The organism is Polaribacter sp. BM10, assembly GCF_002005425.1.
GTDB classification, from domain to species: domain Bacteria; phylum Bacteroidota; class Bacteroidia; order Flavobacteriales; family Flavobacteriaceae; genus Polaribacter; species Polaribacter marinaquae.
Genome location: NZ_CP019704.1, coordinates 2,622,971 through 2,643,822, shown reverse-complemented (window position 1 = coordinate 2,643,822; position 20,852 = coordinate 2,622,971). Strand labels below are relative to the sequence as shown.

The 20,852-nt window shown below is 29.9% G+C and carries 19 protein-coding genes; 7 read left to right on the top strand and 12 right to left on the bottom strand.

Annotated elements, in window-relative coordinates:
* The first annotated feature begins 52 nt into the window (after nucleotides 1-52).
* Nucleotides 53-637, top strand: a complete 585-nt coding sequence (locus BXQ17_RS11735) for a DUF3244 domain-containing protein (RefSeq protein WP_077810838.1) — start codon at nucleotides 53-55, stop codon at nucleotides 635-637.
* Between the two features lie 94 nt (nucleotides 638-731).
* Here the strand turns inward: BXQ17_RS11735 and BXQ17_RS11730 are convergent, their stop codons facing one another.
* The 10 genes from BXQ17_RS11730 to BXQ17_RS11690 all read right to left on the bottom strand — a co-directional run bounded on the left by BXQ17_RS11730 (nucleotide 732) and on the right by BXQ17_RS11690 (nucleotide 11,250).
* Nucleotides 732-1,514, bottom strand: coding sequence for an enoyl-CoA hydratase/isomerase family protein (locus tag BXQ17_RS11730; RefSeq protein WP_077810837.1), 783 nt, complete (start codon nucleotides 1,512-1,514; stop codon nucleotides 732-734).
* A 35-nt stretch (nucleotides 1,515-1,549) separates the two neighbouring features.
* Nucleotides 1,550-2,959: a PAS domain-containing sensor histidine kinase gene (locus BXQ17_RS11725; RefSeq protein WP_077810836.1), complete on the bottom strand. Its 1,410-nt coding sequence runs from the start codon at nucleotides 2,957-2,959 to the stop codon at nucleotides 1,550-1,552.
* Nucleotides 2,960-3,008: 49 nt separating this feature from the next.
* A complete protein-coding gene (locus tag BXQ17_RS11720) occupies nucleotides 3,009-3,473 on the bottom strand; it encodes a hypothetical protein (protein ID WP_077810835.1) in 465 nt (154 codons plus the stop codon).
* A 94-nt stretch (nucleotides 3,474-3,567) separates the two neighbouring features.
* A complete protein-coding gene (locus BXQ17_RS11715; RefSeq protein ID WP_077810834.1) occupies nucleotides 3,568-3,825 on the bottom strand; it encodes a SemiSWEET family sugar transporter in 258 nt (85 codons plus the stop codon).
* Between the two features lie 90 nt (nucleotides 3,826-3,915).
* Nucleotides 3,916-7,266: a class I tRNA ligase family protein gene (locus BXQ17_RS11710; protein ID WP_077810833.1), complete on the bottom strand. Its 3,351-nt coding sequence runs from the start codon at nucleotides 7,264-7,266 to the stop codon at nucleotides 3,916-3,918.
* Nucleotides 7,267-7,415: 149 nt separating this feature from the next.
* Nucleotides 7,416-7,967, bottom strand: a complete 552-nt coding sequence (locus tag BXQ17_RS11705; RefSeq protein ID WP_077810832.1) for a DUF2911 domain-containing protein — start codon at nucleotides 7,965-7,967, stop codon at nucleotides 7,416-7,418.
* A gap of 92 nt (nucleotides 7,968-8,059) precedes the next feature.
* On the bottom strand, nucleotides 8,060-8,176 hold the full coding sequence (locus tag BXQ17_RS14440) for a FeoB-associated Cys-rich membrane protein (protein ID WP_149025902.1): 117 nt from the start codon (nucleotides 8,174-8,176) through the stop codon (nucleotides 8,060-8,062).
* Nucleotides 8,176-10,287 carry a ferrous iron transport protein B gene (feoB, locus tag BXQ17_RS11700; RefSeq protein WP_077810831.1) on the bottom strand — a complete coding sequence of 704 codons (2,112 nt, stop codon included), beginning with the start codon at nucleotides 10,285-10,287 and terminating at the stop codon, nucleotides 8,176-8,178. The genes BXQ17_RS14440 and feoB overlap by 1 nt, the downstream gene beginning before the upstream one ends.
* Nucleotides 10,287-10,517 carry a FeoA family protein gene (locus BXQ17_RS11695; RefSeq protein ID WP_077810830.1) on the bottom strand — a complete coding sequence of 77 codons (231 nt, stop codon included), beginning with the start codon at nucleotides 10,515-10,517 and terminating at the stop codon, nucleotides 10,287-10,289. The genes feoB and BXQ17_RS11695 overlap by 1 nt, the downstream gene beginning before the upstream one ends.
* A 52-nt stretch (nucleotides 10,518-10,569) precedes the next feature.
* Entirely contained in the window at nucleotides 10,570-11,250 is a 681-nt protein-coding gene (locus tag BXQ17_RS11690) for an SCO family protein (protein WP_077810829.1), read from the bottom strand.
* Nucleotides 11,251-11,422: 172 nt separating this feature from the next.
* Between BXQ17_RS11690 and rseP the strand changes: the two genes are divergently transcribed.
* Nucleotides 11,423-12,769 (top strand): RIP metalloprotease RseP, encoded by a 1,347-nt coding sequence (gene rseP, locus BXQ17_RS11685; protein WP_077810828.1) that lies wholly within the window; start codon nucleotides 11,423-11,425, stop codon nucleotides 12,767-12,769.
* A 289-nt stretch (nucleotides 12,770-13,058) separates the two neighbouring features.
* Here rseP and BXQ17_RS11680 read toward each other — a convergent pair whose 3' ends face one another.
* The gene (locus BXQ17_RS11680) at nucleotides 13,059-13,925 is read right to left on the bottom strand and encodes a cupin-like domain-containing protein (protein WP_077810827.1); all 867 of its coding nucleotides are present in this window, start codon (nucleotides 13,923-13,925) and stop codon (nucleotides 13,059-13,061) included.
* A 246-nt stretch (nucleotides 13,926-14,171) separates the two neighbouring features.
* A complete protein-coding gene (locus BXQ17_RS11675; RefSeq protein ID WP_077810826.1) occupies nucleotides 14,172-15,992 on the bottom strand; it encodes a TonB-dependent siderophore receptor in 1,821 nt (606 codons plus the stop codon).
* A gap of 67 nt (nucleotides 15,993-16,059) precedes the next feature.
* Between BXQ17_RS11675 and BXQ17_RS11670 the strand changes: the two genes are divergently transcribed.
* From BXQ17_RS11670 to BXQ17_RS11650, 5 genes are all read left to right on the top strand, one after another.
* Nucleotides 16,060-17,562: a PLP-dependent aminotransferase family protein gene (locus BXQ17_RS11670; RefSeq protein ID WP_077810825.1), complete on the top strand. Its 1,503-nt coding sequence runs from the start codon at nucleotides 16,060-16,062 to the stop codon at nucleotides 17,560-17,562.
* Between the two features lie 78 nt (nucleotides 17,563-17,640).
* Nucleotides 17,641-18,900, top strand: a complete 1,260-nt coding sequence (locus BXQ17_RS11665) for a Y-family DNA polymerase (RefSeq protein ID WP_077810824.1) — start codon at nucleotides 17,641-17,643, stop codon at nucleotides 18,898-18,900.
* 42 nt (nucleotides 18,901-18,942) lie between these two features.
* Entirely contained in the window at nucleotides 18,943-19,377 is a 435-nt protein-coding gene (locus BXQ17_RS11660; RefSeq protein WP_077810823.1) for a LexA family transcriptional regulator, read from the top strand.
* Nucleotides 19,378-19,446: 69 nt separating this feature from the next.
* Nucleotides 19,447-20,148 carry a Bax inhibitor-1 family protein gene (locus BXQ17_RS11655; protein ID WP_077810822.1) on the top strand — a complete coding sequence of 234 codons (702 nt, stop codon included), beginning with the start codon at nucleotides 19,447-19,449 and terminating at the stop codon, nucleotides 20,146-20,148.
* Nucleotides 20,149-20,298: 150 nt separating this feature from the next.
* The gene (locus BXQ17_RS11650; RefSeq protein WP_077810821.1) at nucleotides 20,299-20,850 is read left to right on the top strand and encodes a DUF2975 domain-containing protein; all 552 of its coding nucleotides are present in this window, start codon (nucleotides 20,299-20,301) and stop codon (nucleotides 20,848-20,850) included.
* Nucleotides 20,851-20,852 lie beyond the last annotated feature (2 nt).

Below are 20,852 nucleotides of genomic sequence, written 5' to 3'. Positions count from 1 at the left end.
GTTGTAAAACCGTCATACATTTGTAGTGTTAATAATCATTAAATGAAAAACAATGAAAACAACAATTAAAAAGTACTTAGTAGTAGTAGTTATGATGTTAGGAACATTAATGAACTACGCAAACGTAAATAGTAACTCTATAGACGTTGTAAAAGGAAAGAAAGTAAGATTAGAATATAGAACTGTAAAAAAGGGACATACTTTATCTATAAAGAACGAAAACGGAACAGTAATTTATACTCAGGTAATTAAAAATACAGGTTCATTTTCTCAGATATTTGATTTATCTAAATTAGAAAAAGGAAATTACACTACAGAATTAGAAAAAGATTTCGAAATAATAGTAAAATACTTTACTGTAAACGAAGGTGAAATTTCTTTTAACGACGAAAAAACAATCTTTAAACCAGTAATTAGAGCAGAAGACGACACAGTTTATGTATCTAAAATTACATTTGACAATGAGCCAGTAAAAGTAGAATTATACTACGAAAACGAAATTATTTTTTCTGAAACTGTTACAAATACAGAAGATGTATTAAGTAGAGTTTATAAAGTATCAAAAGAAATAAAAGGAGACTACAAAGTGGTTATAAAAAGTGATAATAGATCTTACGAACAAGATTTTAATCTATAAAAATTTAGTTAATTGTTTCATCAGATTACTGCTATAATTTGATGCAAAAAGCGAACCTTGATTGGTTCGCTTTTTTTATGCTATTTTTTTAAATTTATTTTCCCGGAAAATTCGCTTTTCTTTTTTCTAAAAAAGCAGTAGTTCCTTCTTTAAAATCTTCTGTACCAAAACAGTTACCAAAAGCTTCTATTTCTGTATTAAAACCATTTACACCATCTTTATAATTAGCATTTACAGCACTTATTGCTGCACTTATTGCAACAGATGAATTTCTTAAAATTTTAGATGCCAATTTTTCTGCTAAAGGCATTAATTCTTCTTGTGTAGTTACATAATTAACCAAACCATTTTGCTTTGCTTCTTCTGCAGATATCATACCGGCAGTCATAATCATTTCCATAGCTTTACCTTTACCTACTAATTGCGGTAAACGTTGTGTACCACCATAACCTGGTATTACACCTAAAGAAACTTCTGGTAATCCCATTTTAGCATTATCAGAAGCAATTCTAAAATGACAGGCCATTGCCAATTCTAAACCACCACCAAGGGCAAAACCATTTACTAAAGCAATTACTGGCGTAGCTAAATTTTCTACAAAATCGAATAACATTTCTTGTCCTGCTCTTGCCAAACTACCACCTTCTTCAATAGAAAAGTCAGAAAATTCAGAAATATCTGCTCCAGCAACAAATGCTTTATCTCCGCTACCAGTTACTAAAATTGTTTTTACACTTGCATCGTTATCTAAACTTTTAAAAGCAAGATGCAACTCTTCTATAGTTGCTTTGTTTAAGGCATTTAATTTTTTTGGTCTGTTAATAATTACTTTGGCTAAAGCCGCTGATTTTTCAACTAATATATTATCAAAATTCATGTAATGTATATTTATTATTAAATTGTAATTCGTCTTTATTTTTTTGGCAAGGTTACTGTAAATACAGTTCCTTCACCTTCAGTAGAAGTAAAAGATATTTTACCATCGTATGCTTCTATAATATTTTTAATCATCGCTAAACCTAATCCCATTCCGCTAGATTTTGTGGTAAATTTTGGTTCGAAAATTAAATCTTTTACATCATTAGAAATTCCTTTTCCGTTATCAGAAACAACAATTTTTATTTTATTCTGATGCTCTAAAACCTCGACTTGTATTAACGGATTTTCTTCATTCTCTGTAGCTTGTATAGCATTTTTAACCAAATTAGTTACAATTCTAATTAACTGGGTTTTATCTAAAAAAGCAAATAATTCTTTGTTTTCTGGAAGATATTTTATCGATTTTTCGTTAAATATATCTAAGGCCAACTTAACAACACTAATTACTTCTATTTCTTCTTTTTTCTGAGTTGGCATTTTTGCAAAGTCAGAAAATGCCGATGCAATAGAACTCATAACATCTATTTGCTGAATTAAAGTTTGACTATATTCTGCTAATTTTTCTTTAATATTTTCGTCTTCTGGATTAAATTTTCTCTCGAAACTTTGTACCGATAAACGCATTGGTGTTAACGGATTTTTTATTTCGTGAGCTACTTGTTTTGCCATTTCTCTCCAGGCTTGTTCTCTCTCGCTTCTTGCTAATTTTGCTGCACTTTCTTCTAATTGATCAATCATATTATTATAAGCTGCAACCAAAACTTCAATTTCTGAACTTGCTTTGTTTAATATAATTTTCTCGTTTCTTTCATTTAAACGTGTTTGCTGCATTTTGTCTGAAATTGTTTTAATAGAACGTGTTATATAACTAGATAAAAAATAAGCTAAAGATATTGCTACTAAAAACATTAGTGCGTACACCAAACTTAACCTGTAAATAAATTCTTTTAACTCGTGTTCTATTTCTGAATTGTCTTGAGTAAATTGTAATTCTAAAATACCAATTCTTTTAAATTTTGGATCTGTGATATAAGAATATGATGTTTGATATCCTGTACCATCAATTTGTTTGTTTTTAAAAATTCTATGATTCGAATTTTGAGCCAATTCGGTTACAATAAAATCTGTTAAAGGCGTATTATCTATCTTTTCGAAAGCGTTACCAAAAGAGGTTTTTAGCATCTTACCTTCTAAGTCATAAATAGTAATGTTTAATTTATTTATAGATGAAATTTCGTAAATTCTATTCTGAAAAATTTTTGGAAGATTTTCTGTTTTTACAGCATACGTAGTTTTATTTGTAAGCTCTAATTCTATGGTTTTTTTGGCAATGGCTTCTTTACGCTCAAACCTTTGTATATTATAATCTTTTGTTTGCTCGTCGTATTGATAAACAGTAACCACCAGAATTAATACTGATGCCAGCAGCACCAACAAAATCATCGATAAGAAAATACGTATTCTTAAAGATATGTTTTTAAATAAACTCAAATTATTCAGTTTTAATTTCTTTCGTTTTCATTGTTAAAAAATCATCTGCAACACCATCATTATCCCAATCATATTTGCTTTCCCCTATAAATCCTTCTTCTGTTTTTGTGATTTTGTAACTTACCTTCATCTCTTTATTATTATAAAAAAAAGAAACCTGCAAAGAGTCTCCAACCACATTCCATGTACCATCGGTTTCTAATATTTTCTGATTAGAATTGGTTAAAAACCAAGCTGTAAAAGTACCATCTAAATTGTATTTAGATTGGGCTACTTGTATAGGATTATTATCAAATTTATCTTCAAAAACATGTAAAGAATCTGTATTTTCAAAAGTTGGCATTTCTATTTTTAAATAATTAGTTTCCCAACTTTTTGCCATATATTTTTCTAAGGGTTCTTCTTGTTTACAGGCTCCAAAAAGCATTCCAAAAATTAATATAAAGAAGAAATAATTTGTTTTCATTTGAAGTTTATTTTAGAAAGGACAAGATAGTTAAATAAAAAGCCATTACAAATACTGTAATGGCTTTATCAATTTCACATTAAAAATATGTTTTCTATTTATGTTTCAACTTCATAATTATTAAATACATAGAAGAAACTGCTGTAATTGTATTGGCTAAAATCATGGGTAAACTATTTAAATAAATACCGTAAATAAGCCATAAAACAATACCTAAAAAAAACACAATAAACATTGTTAAAGACAACCCAGAAGTATCTTTGGTTTGCCATGTTTTATATACTTGTGGTAAAAAAGATATGGTAGTTAGCAGCGCTGCTAATAAACCAATAATTTCAAAAAAAGCGTTCATAATTATTCTTTAATCAGATTTCAAAAAAAGAAGGAATTCAATATTTAACAATATCAAATTCCTTACTTATTAAAATTTTATATGGTTTTATTAACCTACAATATTTACAATTTTTCCTGGTACAATAATAACTTTTTTAGGTGTTCTACCATCTAATTGTGCTATTGTTTTTTCGTGCTCCATTACTGTTTTCTCGATTTCTTCTTTAGATAAATCTAAAGGAAGTTCTAATGTAAAACGCATTTTACCGTTAAAAGAAATAGGATATACTTTGGCACTTTCTACTAAATGTTTTGCATCAAAAACAGGAAAAGCTGCTGTAGATATAGATTCTTTATTTCCTAATCTACTATACAATTCTTCTGTAATATGTGGTGCATAAGGCGATAATAATACCAATAAAGGTTCTAAGATTTCACGCTTGTTACATTTTAAAGCAGTTAATTCATTTACAGCAATCATAAATGTAGAAACAGATGTATTAAAAGAGAAATTCTCTATATCTTCTTCTACCTTTTTAATTGTTTTGTGTAATGTTTTTAATTCTTCTTTGGTTGCTTTATCATCAGAAACAGAAAATTCTTCTCCGTTAAAATAAAGTTTCCAAAGCTTCTTTAAAAATGAAGAAACACCAGAAATACCCGAAGTTTTCCATGGTTTTGCTTGATCTAACGGCCCTAAAAACATTTCGAACAAACGCAATGAATCTGCACCATACTCTTTTACAATATCATCAGGATTAACAACATTGTACTTCGATTTAGACATTTTTTCTACTTCACGCCCAACTTTATAAACTCCTTCTTCTAAAATAAATGCGGCATCTTTATATTCTGCATTTAGAGGATGTTCTTTAAATCCTTCGATATCTAAATCATCCGAAGCATTTACCAAAGATACATCTGCGTGCAAAGGTGTTTTAACAATCATTACTAAATCTGCATAATTAGGATTTAGTAAACCTTTATCTAATAAATAATTTTTAACAACAGTTTCAAATTCGTCATCAGAAGTAAATAAATTTTTAGAAACAAAAACGGCCGGTATTTTCTCGATAACATCGTCGTTAGATTTGTCTATTGCGCAACCGTTTTTAACAAACGGAGTCGCTTTGTAAACAAATGCAGAAGTTCCTAAAATCATACCTTGGTTTATAAGCTTTTTGGCAAACTCATCTACAGGCACAATTCCTTTATCAAACAAGAATTTTTGCCAAAAACGAGCATATAGTAAATGCCCTGTTGCGTGTTCGGAACCACCAATGTATAAATCTACTTCTTTCCAGTAATTTAAAGCTTCTTTACTTGCAAATTCTTCTGTATTAGAAGCATCCATGTATCTGTTAAAGTACCAAGAACTTCCTGCCCACCCAGGCATTGTATTTAATTCTAAAGGATAAACTGTTTTATTTTTTAATTTATCATTAGAAACTACTTTTTTAGCACGAGAATCCCATGCCCATTCTGTTGCATTTCCTAATGGTGGTTTACCATCTTCTGTTGGTAAATATTTTTCTACTTCTGGCAACACAATTGGTAAATGTTTTTCATCTATCATTTGTGGCATTCCGTCTTTATAATAAACCGGAAAAGGTTCTCCCCAATAACGTTGTCTACTAAAAACCGCGTCTCTTAATCTGTAGTTTATTTTACCGTAACCAAAACCTCTTTTTTCCATTTCGTAAATGGCAAGTTTTAGTGCTTTTTTATATTTTAATCCTGATAAAAAGTCTGAATTCGCAATTACAGTTCCTTCTTTATCTGTGTGTGCTTCTTTAGAAATATCTACACCTTCGAAGATATTAGGAATTGGGATACCAAAATGTTTTGCAAAATCATAATCACGTTGATCGCCACAAGGAACCGCCATTACTGCACCTGTACCATAACTTGCTAAGACATAATCTCCAATCCAGATTTGTACCTTTTCACCAGAAAAAGGATGTATAGCATATGCACCTGTAAATGCCCCAGAAATTGTTTTTACATCTGCCATTCTATCACGTTCAGATCTTTTAGCTGTTGCAGCAACATAAGCCTCTACTTCTGCTTTTTGAGCGGCTGTAGTAATTTTAGAAACTAGTTCGTGCTCTGGCGCCAACGTCATAAAACTTACACCATAAATGGTATCTGGTCTTGTGGTAAAAACATCAATTTTATATTCGTTTTTCTTTTTAACAACTTCTTTTACAGTTGTTTTTTCAATTTCTTTCGGGAACTGAATTGCTGTATTTATTTCTGATACTACTTTTACAACATTATCTAAAACCTCTTCATTTGTAAAACGTATTACATGAAAACCTTCGTTATTAAAATAAGTTGTTCTCTCAGCTTCATCTTCTTTACCAGAAAACTCTACTATTAAGTTTTTAGCAATACATACAAAATCTACCATAAAAGTACCAATTGTATACTTTTTTCTAAATTTTGATGCTCCTTTTTTGTTCTTTAACTCATTCCAAAGTGTAGTTTCTGCTTTGGTTAAATTTAATCGAACTTCTTTTAAATCTTCTAATTCTTTATAAGATAGTTTTACTTCTGATGATGTATTTACAGCCGTTTCTTCTACTTTAAAAGTTACCATAGCACCTTGCGAGCGCCCAATCCAATTGGTTTGAGAATCTTTTAGCGGTTGTGGCCAATCTATTTTTTCTAATCCGTCTAACAAACGTTGTGCATAAGCAGAAATTCGCATAGACCATTGCGTCATTTTTTTACGAATTACCGGATGACTTCCTCTTTCTGATACTCCGTTTACAATTTCATCATTTGCCAAAACGGTTCCTAATGCCGGACACCAATTTACTTCTGTATCAGATAAAAAAGTTAAACGATATTGTAATAAAATTTCTTCTTGTTCTTTCGCTGAATAAGCTTTCCATTCATCCGCAGAAAAAATAGCTATATCTTCATCTGAAACTGCATTTACATTTGCATTTCCTTCTTTATTAAAGATTTTTTCTAAGCTAGAAATATCTTCTGCTTTGTCAGCATCTTTGTTATACCAAGAATTAAATAACTCAATAAAAATAGATTGCGTCCATTTATAGTATTCTGGACTAGAAGTTCTTACTTCTCTGCTCCAATCGAAAGAAAAACCAATTTTATCTAGTTGTTTTCTATACGTTGCAATATTTGCTTCTGTAGTTTTTGCAGGATGTTGCCCTGTTTGTATTGCATATTGTTCTGCAGGTAAACCAAAAGAATCATACCCTTGCGGATGTAATACATTAAAACCTTTATGACGTTTGTAACGTGCATAAATATCACTTGCAATATAGCCTAAAGGATGCCCAACATGTAAACCTGCACCAGACGGATAAGGAAACATATCTAACACGTAATATTTTGGTTTTTCAGAATTATTTTCGGCTTTAAAGGTTTCGTTTTCTGCCCAAAACTTTTGCCAATTTTCTTCTATTTCTTGATGATTATATTGCATTTGATTCTTTTATTATAGGGTACAAATTTACATTTAATCTTTAGAAGATTAAAGTAAAAAAGTACTTGCTTAAACAGTTAAGATATTTTAAAAATAAAAAAGCCTTCTAATAAAAATTAAAAGGCTTTTTTACAAGTTTTAAATTGTAATTATTTTTCTATAATTTCTGTTTTAATCGGCACAGATACTACTGTATTTGCCCAACCCATTTTTAAAGTCATATCGTCTTCAAAAATCATAGAAAAAGCTTCTATATTTTCTTCAGATTTAGAAACAGTACCTTTTACTCTTACAACATCTTCTATTTCTTTGTATGAGTAATGACCCCAAACATTTCTTGCTTTACTTAAAATAACTGTCCAATTTCCTTCTGCTGCAGGAATTGTAAATAAAGAATACGTTCCTGCTTTTACAGCTTTACCACCAAAAAACACGTCTTTAAAAAATGTAATTTCTGCAGCTTCGTTTGCTCCGGTTCTCCAAACTTTACCTGCTGGTGCTAGTTTTGCTAAATCTCTACCTTTTAACTGCGGACGACCATAAACTACCTTTACAACTTTATTTGATTCTCGCCAATTGTCTGGAAACGTAGAAGCATCCATAGGACTTACATCTAATTTTTTCCATTTTTGCGCAAAAGAATCTGTACCGCTAAGTAATGTAATTGCAAATACTGCAATTGCTAAAATTGATTTTTTCATGTTTTTAAAATATGTTTTGTTAATGTATTTGTTTCAAGTCTTTCAAAAGTAGAAATCATTACAAGAAAAGACAATTAATATTCTGTTAAGTTTTAATGGCAATCGCAACCTGTATTACAATTTCCTTTTTTCTTTGCAGGAAAAACATACTTTTTACCTAAAAAGAAAACTGCTAAAACTACTAATATGTAAACGATTATTTCTTGCATTAGCTTAATAATTGATATACTATAAACGATGAAACATAAGCCAATAAAGCCATACCAAATAATTGTATTAAAGGCCACCTCCAGGTTTTTGTTTCTCTTTTTACAATTGCTAACGTTGCCATACACTGCATTGCAAACGCATAAAACACCATTAAAGACATACCAACCGGAAAATTAAAACGACTTTTACCAGTTTCTAAATTTACTTCAGAACGCATTTTTTCTTTAATTGTGGTTGTATCTTCATCATCAGACTCTACACTATAAATTGTTGCCAAAGTTCCTACAAAAACTTCTCTGGCTGCAAAAGATGTTATTAAAGCGATTCCTATCTTCCAATCATAACCCAAAGGTTTTATAACTGGTTCTATAGTTTTACCCATTATACCAATGTATGAGTTTTCTAATTTAGAGGAAGCTATTTTTTGATTTAACTCGTCTTTATTTAAATTATTGTTTGCTACATTTTCTATAATGTTTTTCTCTGCATTTTTAAAAGATTCTGGTCCGTTAGAAGCCAAAAACCATAATATAATAGACAAGGCTAATATTATTTTACCCGCACCAAATACAAATGCTTTTGTTTTTTCTACTACTTCAAAAAAGATATTTTTAACAGAAGGAACCTTATAGTTTGGCATTTCTATTATAAAAAACGATTTTGATTTTACTTTTAAAGTTTTATGCAATATGTAGGCTGCTAAAATTGCTGTTGCAAACCCTAAACCATACAGAGAAAGTAAAACTAAACCTTGTAAATTTAAAAAACCGAAGATTCTTTTATTTGGTATTATTAACGCAATTAATATTGCATAAACTGGTAAACGTGCAGAACAGGTTGTAAATGGTGTTACTAAAATTGTAATTAAACGCTCTTTCCAACTAGAAATAGTTCTTGTAGCCATTATGGCTGGTATTGCACAAGCGGTACCAGAAATTAACGGAATTACGCTTTTACCATTCATACCAAAACGACGCATAATTTTATCCATTAGAAAAACAACACGACTCATATAACCTGTTTCTTCTAAAACAGCAATAAATAAAAATAGTATTGCAATTTGAGGTATAAATATGATAACTCCTCCAATTCCAGGAATTATACCTTCTACCAATAAATCTGTTAAAACACCTGGTGCTAATTTACTTTTTACAAAGTTTGATAAATCAGCAAATGTGGCATCAATAAAATCCATTGGTACCGTTGCCCAATCAAAAACAGATTGAAAAATTACCAAAAGAATTAAAAAGAAAATTACGTAACCAAAAATTTTGTGTGTAAAAATTTTATCTAATTTACTTCTTATATCTGTAGCTTTACTTTTGTCTACTAAATACGTTTTCTTTAAAATTTTATTTATCTCTTGATAACGATAAATTGTTTCTTTATGCTGATACTTTTTTAACTTAGATACATCTTGCTTAAAGGCAAGTAACTTTTCTTTTTCTTCTTTACTTATGGTATCTGGGTAATTGTTCTGGGTTACCATTAACCACAGTTCATATAAAGAATAGTTAGGGCTAATTTCTTTTAGTTTAGAAAAATAATCTGGATCTATTTTAGAGTTAATTCCGCATAAAGGTGCTGCTTTTGCCGCAACATGGCAACGAATAATTGCCGCTTTAACATCTTCGATTCCTTGATTTTTTCTAGCACTAATTAAAACTACTTCGGTATTTAACTCTTTTTCTAAGGCAGATAAATCTATAGAAATTCCTTTCTTAGTCATTTGATCTACCATATTAATAGCCAAAACTGTCGGAATTTCTAAATCTTTTATTTGAGAAAACAATAAAAGATTTCTTTTTAAGTTCTCTACATCTGCAACCACTAAAATTACGTCTGGTGATTCTTTTATATCTTTTTTAAGTAATGTTTTTAATACAATACTTTCATCTAAAGAAGTAGGATTTATACTATATGTTCCTGGTAAATCTGTAATTAAGGCATTTTGGGTTGCAGATAATTTACTTGTACCTTGCTTTTTATCTACTGTAACTCCTGGATAATTACCAACTTTTTGATTTAAACCTGTTAGTTGATTAAATAAAGAAGTTTTTCCGGTATTAGGATTTCCTATTAAAGCAACTTTTATATCGTTTTTAGGCATTATAAATTTGCTTTTAAGATTCTTATTTTTGAAGCTGTTTCTTTTCTAATTGCCAAGTGACTACCGTTTACACAGATATATAAAGGGTCTTTTAAAGGCGCTATTTGCACCAATTCTACTTCGGCCCCTGGCAAACAACCCATTTCTAGTAATTTTAACGGAATAAAATCTAAAGATTCTTCAGATATATACCCCATTTCGCCAATATGTAAAGATGCAATTGTGCTCAATATTTTGTTTTTGGATTAGCAAAGATAATCATTTAGAATGATTCTAAACAAGTTATTCTGATGCATATTCATCCTTTAACAAAACAATATCGTTTTTCAACTTCTCCATATCTTCTTTTTCTGTACCATCATAGTACCCACGAATACGTCTATCTTTATCAACTAATACAAATTGCTCTGTATGTATAAAATCGTTTTCATCACCGTTTCCTTCATCTAAAACAGCAAAATAACTTTTTCTAGCAAGCTCGTAAATATGCTGTTTAGATCCTGTGGTTACATTCCACTTACCATCTACAACTCCTTTTCTTTTTGCATATTCTTTTAACACAGAAACACTATCTATAACAGGTGTTACAGAGTGTGAAAGAAACATAATATCTTTATCATTTTTGTAAAAATCTTGCAACTCGCTCATATTATAAGCCATTGCAATACAAATAGTTTGACAACGTGTAAAAAAGAAATCTGCTACGTAAATTTTATTTTTGTAAGTATTATTCGTAATTATTTCTCCGTTTTGATTTGTTAGTTCAAAATCTGCAATGGTGTGGTCTTTTGTAATATGTTTCATAGAAAAATCTACCAATCGCGGATTTACATCTGCAGGACTGTAAACTTTTAGCTTAGTATCTACTTTTAACAAATGATAAAAAACAGGTATCGCAACCGCAGAAAAAACTGCTAAAAAAATAAGTGTCGGAACCGATTTTTTAAAGAATTTAACTTCCATAATACAACGTTTATATTGCAAAAATACGACTTAAAAACAGTCAAAAAAAGGAAACAAAATCAAAAGCTATCTAAAATCTATGTTAAATAAAAAAAGCTAGTACTAATTGTTCTTTTACAACTCTCTCGAAAACCTTACATTTGTTTCTTATTTAATTATGATTTAACGCTGAATGGAAATATTAATAAAAGCATCGCAATTTATACTAAGTTTATCTTTATTAATTGTTTTGCATGAATTAGGGCATTTTATCCCTGCAAAATTGTTTAAAACTAGAGTAGAAAAATTCTACTTATTCTTCGATTATAAATTCTCTATTTTCAAGAAAAAAATAGGAGAAACTGTTTACGGTATTGGCTGGATTCCGTTAGGAGGTTATGTAAAAATCTCTGGTATGATAGACGAAAGTATGGATACCGAACAAATGGCTTTACCACCACAACCTTGGGAATTTAGATCTAAACCTGCATGGCAACGTTTAATTATTATGCTTGGTGGTGTTTTTGTAAACTTTGTTTTAGGTATTTTTATTTACATAATGCTAATGTGGGCTTATGGTGAAAAATATTTACCAAACGAAAACGTAAAAGACGGTGTTTGGGTAGAAAATAAATTAGCAGAAAACTTAGGCTTACAAACCGGTGATAAAATTTTAACTGTTGATGGTCAAAAAGTAAAAAAATTCTCTGGATTATCTTTAGAATTCATAAACGGTAACACTTATCAAATAGAAAGAAACGGACAAGTTTTAGACAAGGAAATACCAGAAGATTTTATTTCTCAATTAATGGATCGAGGTAAAGATGCTGGTAATTTTTTAAATGTTAGATATCCTTTTGTAATTGCAAAAGTTCAAAAAGATTCTTTAAATGCAAATGCAAATATTTTACCAAAAGATATTGTTACAGCAATTAATGGCACATCAATTACTTATTATGATGAAGCTAAAAAAGAACTTGCAAAGTATAAAGGACAAGAGATTTCTTTAACAGTTAAAAGAAACAACGAAACAAAAGAAATACCCGTAAAAGTTTCTAACTACGGAAACTTAGGTGTAGTTTTTGGCGGAACCTCTTTTAAAGATTTAGAACGTTTAGGTTATTACGATTTAGAAGAAATAGAATATTCTTTTTCTGAAGCAATACCTGCTGGATTAAACAAATCTTGGAAAACTCTAACAGATTATATAAAACAATTAAAAAAGATTTTCAACCCAAGTACTGGAGCTTATAAAGGTTTAGGTGGTTTTATTTCTATAGGAAGTATTTTTCCGGACACTTGGAGTGCACAATCTTTCTGGGAAATAACTGCTTTCTTATCTATTATGTTAGGTTTTATGAACCTTTTACCAATACCTGCCTTAGATGGTGGCCATGTAGTTTTTACACTTTGGGAAATGATTACAGGTAGAAAACCAGGAGATAAATTCTTAGAATATGCACAAGTAGTTGGTTTTATTCTACTAATTGCATTATTACTTTTTGCAAACGGAAATGATATATTTAGACTCTTTAAATAGCAACTTTAAAAAGTTAACTTATAAAAAAGCTTCACAATTGTTATAATTGTGAAGCTTTTTTTATAATCTGAAAGATCTATTTATCAAAGGAAACCAAGTATAACTTGTATTACACTTATCGCACGCATAGCCCTTTGTACCCGGAAAAAGTCTAGAAATGCCTTTTCTCTTCATTCTATGTCTAGATTCAGATTTACATTTTGGACATGCCTTCATAAATAAAAAGTTTAGTTAGTTTTCGCAATTTAGTAAAAACCTAAACATATAACAACAGGTAAAATCACCTTATTTAAAAGCCATTTAACTTATTAGTTCTTGTAATTGCTTTTTCATTCTTCCAATCTATCCATTTTTGCCCTTTAATTCGCCTCATTACATTGTCTATTGTTCGCATTACAAACACATTGTAAATTGCCTTAGACAGGTTTTTGGGCTTTCTTGCAATTGCTCTTAAACTCATAGAAAAACCTGGCGTTATATATTTCATATAATGCCAATATCCTTCTGGCATATATAGTACTTGCCCATGCTCTAAATGTGTAATATAACCTTTCGCTTTCTTTAAAGCTGGCCATTTATCGAAATCTGGATTCGAAAAATCGATATCTTCTCTCACAATTAAAGAATGCGGAATTTTATACAAAAAATCATTTTGCTTTTGATCGAATAAAATTACTTCCTTTTTTCCTTCAAAATGAAAATGAAAAATATTAGCCAAATCGATATCATAATGCATAAATGTATGCGAATTTGTACCACCAAAAAATAACATTGGTAAACCTTTCATCAAACGTAAACCAAAATCTGGAAACTTAAAATCTTTTTGTAATACAGGTACTTCCTTCAAAATATTCCAAAGAAAAATTCTGAATTTAGTTGGTTCTCTTTTTAGCAAATCTACATATTCAGACATTTTCATTTTAGCATGCGGCTCGTTAAAGCCGTCTTTAAAATCTACAGGTCTATCATCATATAAAGGCACTACTTTGTCTCCGGCAACTTGCTTCATATACTCTAAATTCCATTTAGAATATGCAGGCCAATCATTTACAAAATTCTCTATTACTACAGGTTTTTGTGGCTTAAAGTAATTTTTTATAAAGTCTTCTTTGGTTATTGTTTTTACCGTATCTATTTGAGATAAGTTTAAACTCATGCTATTAAAAATTAAGCGGCAAAGTTAAGAAATTGTAAATTAATCGCTTTATTTAAAGGAAAAAACCGATCGTTTCAAAAAATGATGGTATTGGTAATTTCTATTGAATTCCAATGAATGACTAAATTTAATATGTATAAAACTTTATTAATTAGCAGCTGTTATTTACCGTTAACTTCAATTTATAAAAAAAACCTGTTTTTCAACAGGTTTTTTAATTTCATTAATTATAAAGTTCTACAATTTTTAAAAATTGTAACGCAAACCAAATAAAATGTTGCTTGGTGGCATTGGTAAAAAACCAGATTCTATATATTCTGCATCAAAAATATTATTTGCTGTAATTGTAAAGTTAAATTTATTTACTGCAACAATTACAGAAGCATCCCAAACATTATAACTTGGCCCTACGGTTCTATCTGCATGTTTGTAAATAATATTCTGACTTACATTTTTAAATAACCTTGTAGAAAAACGTGTTATAAATTGATGCTTTAAAGTGTTTAATCTATAACGAGATAAACTTCTGTTTTGATCATTTATATCATCTTCTATAAATGTGTATCCAAATGATAAATTCTGATCAAAATCTTTAATTTTGAATGTATAATTAGCGTTAAACTCTAAACCTTGCGTATTTACTTTAGCTATGTTTGTTGCCGTAAATTTATTTTGAGCATCATTCTGTCTAATAAAATCGATAATATTATCAGAAGCTCTGGTAAATAAAGATAATGTTGCAAAAAAGTTATTGTCAGTATATTTTAAACCAAACTCTTGCGCAATTGCTTCTTCTGGTTTTAAGTTAGGGTTTCCGGTTGTACTAGAGTCATTGTAATATAAATCTGTATACGTTGGTATTCTATATGTATAACCAATATTCCAATAATATTTAAACTTATCAGACAATTTTAACCCAATATCTAAACCAGGAAATGCATGAAATTTAAAGTCTGAAAAATAAGTTGCCGCTACACCCGGAGTAATATCTACAGCACCAAATTTAAAACGATGTTCTAAAAACACATTTGCCATTGTTCTGTTTCTTTTACCCAAGTTATTACTACTTATAAAAACTCTAGAAACATCTACACCAAAACCTGTAACCCCTAAATTAGACGTATAAGATGCATTTGTCTCTACACCAACTTTATTTGTAATATGAAGGTTTCTATAAAAATCTGGATCATCTCTTTTTAATAGAAAAATATCCTGACCTCTTCTCCAATAAATTCTTGGTGTAATTTTAAGATTTTCTGTTTTAAAAGTTGTAGAAACTCCTAATAAACTATTCTGAGTTTCCTCATATTCATTTAATCCAAAAGCTTCTGGTGTATAAAAATTTTGTGCACCAAATTTTTTGTCGAAAAAAGTAGCTAAAACTTCGATTGGTTGATTGTTCTTATTAAAAATTCCTTTTAAGAAATAATTAAAATTATTATAATCAGAATTTTCTCTATAACCATCTGATGTTAAAGCACCAACATGTGCAATAATCGATGCATTTTCAAACTCTTTACCAACGGTTAAAGAACCGTTTAATTGCCCAAAAGAACCAGCTTCGACATTTAAAGAAGCCGTGTTTTTTAAGCTTTTTTTAGTTACAATATTTATAGCGCCGGTAAACGCATTTTGACCAAAAACCCTTGCAGCTGGTCCTTTAATAATCTCTATTCTTTCGATAACTTCGATAGGCAAAGCAGCATTTAACGTATGGTGACCTGTTTGCGCATCGTCCATTTTAATTCCGTCAATTAAAAGTAAAGTTTGATCAAAACCACCACCTCTAATGTATAAATCTGCTTGACTTCCTGCAGTTCCTCTTCTTCTAATATCTACACCAGCTACTTGTTGTAATAAATCTGCAACGTTTGTAGCTGCACTATTTTTTATAATTTCTGATGTTATGATATTTATAGTTCTAGAATTTTCTTTAAAAGGTAAATCGATTCTATTTGTTGTAATTACAACTTCTTTTAAAGTATCTCTTTGTGCCGTATTTTCTTGTGCTTTTACAGATATTGCACTTAAAACTAAAGCAAATAATAAGGTAAATTTAATTTTCATGAATAATGATTTTATTATGATGCAAAACTCGTAACTTTCACGACGATTAAACTAGTCCAGTTTTAAAATGAAAGGTAGTCCGGTTAATACACTTTTTAAAGAAATAATTAATTTTGATAAGTCTGTAGCACAACCTGTTTATATACAAGTTGCGCAACAAATTATAAATGCAATTCAAAGAAAGCATTTAAACAAAGGCACAGCTTTACCTGGTACTAGAGTTTTAAGTAAACTTTTAAAAATCCATAGAAATACCGCAGTGGCTATTTATGATGAATTGGCATCACAAGGTTGGGTAGAAATTATTCCTAATAAAGGTACTTTTATATCTGCATCCGTAGTACAAAAAAGAAAAATAAAAGCACCTGTACAAAACGGAAATGAAACATCTAATTATGCTGCAAATGCTGGTTTTCCTTTTCAAAATTCTTTTCATTTAGCTTCTACTACCCAAACTACAAAAGCAAAGTATACTATTAACGATGGTAAACCAGATTTACGCTTGCATCCTGTACATCAATTTTCTAGATGGTATAGCGCAGCCATGAAACGTAAAACGTTGATTAAAAAATGGAACAGATCGAACGAAATTTCATACTCTTTGTTTCAAACCGAATTGTGTAATTATTTAAATGCAACTAGAGATTTTTTTATCAAACCAGAAAACTTAGTAAGTACTAGAAGTACAGAAATGAGTTTGTACATTGTTTCTCAACTGCTAATAAAACAAAACGATGTTGTTTTAGTAGGAAATCTTAGTAATTATGCTGCAAACATGATATTTCATCAAGCTGGTGCTGCTATTAAAACGATTCCTGTTGATAAAAACGGATTGGATGTAGATTATATTAGAAAACATTTTATAAAAAATAGCATACGATGTGTATATGTTTGTGCGCATAGAGATTACCCAACAACAGTAACTTTAAGTGCAGAACGTCGGTTGGCATTACTTGCTTTGGCAAAAGAGTTTGGTTTTGCTATTATAGAAGATGATTACGAGTACGATTTTCAGTACGATGGCGCTGCAATGTTACCAATTGCAAGTGCAGATACAAACGGATTGGTCATTTATTTGGGTAAACTAGGTCAATCTTTATTTCCGAGTTTTCAAACCGGATTTATAGTTGCGCCAAAAAATGTTATTTCAGAAGCCAAAAACTACTTGCAATTATTAGACGAACAAGGCGATTTAATTCAGCAGCAAATGCTATCAGAATTAATTCACGAAGGCGAAATTCATCGTCTAATGAAAAAAAACATTGTAATCTATAAGCAAAGGCGAGATTCTTTGTCTAACCTACTTACCCAAAACTTTTCTAAAATTGCAACATGGCAAATTCCTGCTGGTGGTTTGGCTATTTGGTTGCAGTTTAAAAAACATATTTCTTTAATAAAATTAGCAGAAGAAACACAAAAAAACGATTTATTTCTGCCTAAAACCATCTTATATCAAGATAAAAATACGTGTGCAATTCGGTTTGGTTTTGGCCATTTAGAAAAAGAAGAAATGGTAATTGTCATCAAGAAATTAAAGAATGCTTACACAAAATTGGCATCCATTTCTTAAAAAAGATACAATCGTTTTTTAACAGATTAAGATATTAACAATCTTAATTTCAGCCTATTTTTTTTATAATTTTGTAACATGTTTGCGCTAATAGATTGTAATAATTTTTATGCTTCTTGTGAACGCGTTTTTAACCCAAATTTACAAGGAAAACCAGTTGCTATTTTAAGCAATAATGATGGTTGTGTTATTTCTATGAGCGATGAAGCCAAGAAATTGCAACTACCTTTTGGTGCACCAATTTTTAAATGGGAACAATTTTGTAAAAGTAATAATATTACTGTTTTGTCTTCTAATTATCCGTTATACGGAGACATGAGTACGCGTGTTATGAATATTTTGGCGGGTTTTTCTCCGGATATAGAAGTGTATTCTATTGATGAGTCTTTTTTAGAATTAAAGGGTTTTGACAATTACGATTTGTCTAACTACGCAACCAAAATGCGAAGTAAAATTTTAAAATGGACAGGAATACCTACTTGTGTAGGTATTGCGCCAACAAAAGCCCTTAGCAAAGTTGCCAATAAAATTGCGCGTTCTAACTTAAAACAATCTAAAGGCATTTGTATTATCGATTCTGAAGAAAACAGAATTAAAGCGTTAAAATGGACTAAAATTGGCAATGTTTGGGGAATTGGAAGTCGCTTAAAAAAGCGTTTGCAAGCAAAAGGTTGTGAAACTGCTTACGATTTTACACAACTACCAAGCGATTGGGTTTTAAAAAATTTTTCTATTGTAGAATGGCGTTTGCAAAAAGATTTACAAGGCATTTCTAAAATACCTTTAGAAGATGCTGTTACTTCTAAAAAGATGATTGCTACCACAAGAAGTTTCGAAAACACATATGCAGATCTAGAAAATATTACCGAACGTATTTCTACTTTTGCATCGAGTTGTGCTAAAAAATTACGTGAACAAAAATCGAATTGTCATGTAATAACAGTATTTCTTAGAAGCAATCGTTTCGATAAAAATCAAGTGTATTTAAAAGAAAATAAAACGGTTTTTTTATCTTATCCAACAGATTCTACGTTAACAATTTCATCTGCAGCAATTGCCGCGGTAAAAACTATTTTTAAGAAGGATGTTAACTATAAAAAAGCTGGCGTAATTATTTCTGGCTTGGTCCCTAACGATAATTTTCAGCTAAATTTATTTAGTCATGAAAACCCGAAACACAAACCACTAATGTCTGCAATAGACAATTTAAATAAGAAATTTAAAGGCGATAAAATTAAACTTGGCAATCAAGATTTAAACAGAACCTGGAAAATGAAACAAAACCGATTGTCTAAAAAATTTACCACAAATATTAACGAAGTTTTAATTGTAAAATAAACTCTTTAAAATTTAAAGAAATGTTTTAATTTGCAAAGTATTATGACAACATCTAAAAATCTTACTTTTTTTACGCCAAAGGCTTCTTCTGGAGACGGAGCTGTTTTGGTTGATGTTGGCATTTCTGCCGGTTTTCCTTCGCCTGCAGACGACTTTAGAGAAACTAGAATTTCTTTAGATGATGAACTAATACAAAACAAAGACGCTACTTTTTTTGCTAAAGTAAAAGGGCAATCTATGATTGATGCTGGTTTAGATGATAACGATTTATTAGTAATCGATAGAAGTTTAGAACCTGCCAATAACAAAATTGCGGTTTGCTTTTTAGATGGCGAATTTACCGTAAAACGTTTACGTGTAGAAAAAAACGAAGTTTGGTTACAACCAGAAAACCCTAATTACCCAATTATAAACATTACAGAAGATAACGACTTCGTTATCTGGGGAATTGTAACCAATGTTATAAAGAAAGTATAAATTTCTTCTCTCTCTTTTTTACTTCAGCTTAAAAAAGAATATCTTTATTTTTTAAAAAATTATATTACTATGGAAAATACGTTTGAAAACAAAACGATGTTAATTAATGCTACCGATTTAGATCGAGTAGAATTCTACAAAAAAACATATGCACACGTTGCTGGTGGCGTACTTTTATTTGTTTTATTTGAATATTTACTATTACAAAGCGATGCTATTGTAACCTTTATGATGTCTATGACACAAGGTTGGCGCTGGTTAATAATGTTGGGTGGTTTTATGCTGATTACAAATTATGCAGAAAGCACAGTTTTAAAAACTGCAGATAAAAACATACAATACATGGCTTATGCTTTGTATGTATTTGCACAGGCAATTATTTTTGTGCCATTATTGGCAATTGCCATTTACTACACAGAAAGTGAAGATTTAATACAACAAGCTGCTTTAGTTACTTTAGCTTTATTTGCAGGTATTTCTGCAGTTGTTTTTCTAACTAAAAAAGACTTTTCTTTTCTAAGAACAGGTTTAACAATTGGCTTTTTTATAGCTTTAGGTTTAATTGTTGCAGGTTCGTTATTCGGTTTTAATTTAGGTTTATGGTTTTCTGTTGGAATGTGTGTTTTAGCTGGCGGCTCTATCTTATACCAAACATCTAACTTAATACACAAATTTGGTACAGAAGATTATATACCAGCTTCTTTAGGTTTATTTGCTTCTTTAATGTTATTATTTTGGTACGTTTTACAAATATTTATGTCTAGAGATTAAGAACCAATTCATTTAAAAAATTTTAGAAAAATCAGACGTTTAAACTTCTGATTTTTTTTTATCCTAAAATAATAAAATTACTCTTTTTTAGTACTTTATTATTGTTTTTCGATAATTTTTATATATTTGCTATATAAAAATATAATTATTATGGAAAACAATACAGTATCTGAAAAATCAAAAAAAGGATTCAAAGCCTTTGAAACAATTTATTATATTGGAATAATTTTTGCCGTTTTAAGACTTGTAGAATACTTTAAATGGACACTTCAGTTGGTAAAAAAATGGAGCTTACCAGAAGCACCTTTTTTTTCGAAAATAACTTTAACAAATACCAATGCAGAAGTCTCTATAATTACTTACTTAATTTTCGCAATAGCATACATGTTTATTTTCTGTTTTATATTATTAGGATTATATCAACTTAAAGAGTCGATTAAATTATTTGAAAATAATACCATTTTTAAAAATGAAATAAGTAACTCATTTTTAAAAGCAGGGAAATCATTTTTCATATTCGCCTTCGGAACCTTTATAATCGATATTGCTCTTTTGTTTTGTATAATGGGTGGTATTCCAGTTATTGACTTAATGTCAACTGAATTGGTTGTTTTTGTAATATTGGGCTATTTGATGTACTTTTTGTCTGATGTTTTTAAAAAAGGAGTAATGATTAAAGAAGAAAACGATTTAACAATATAATT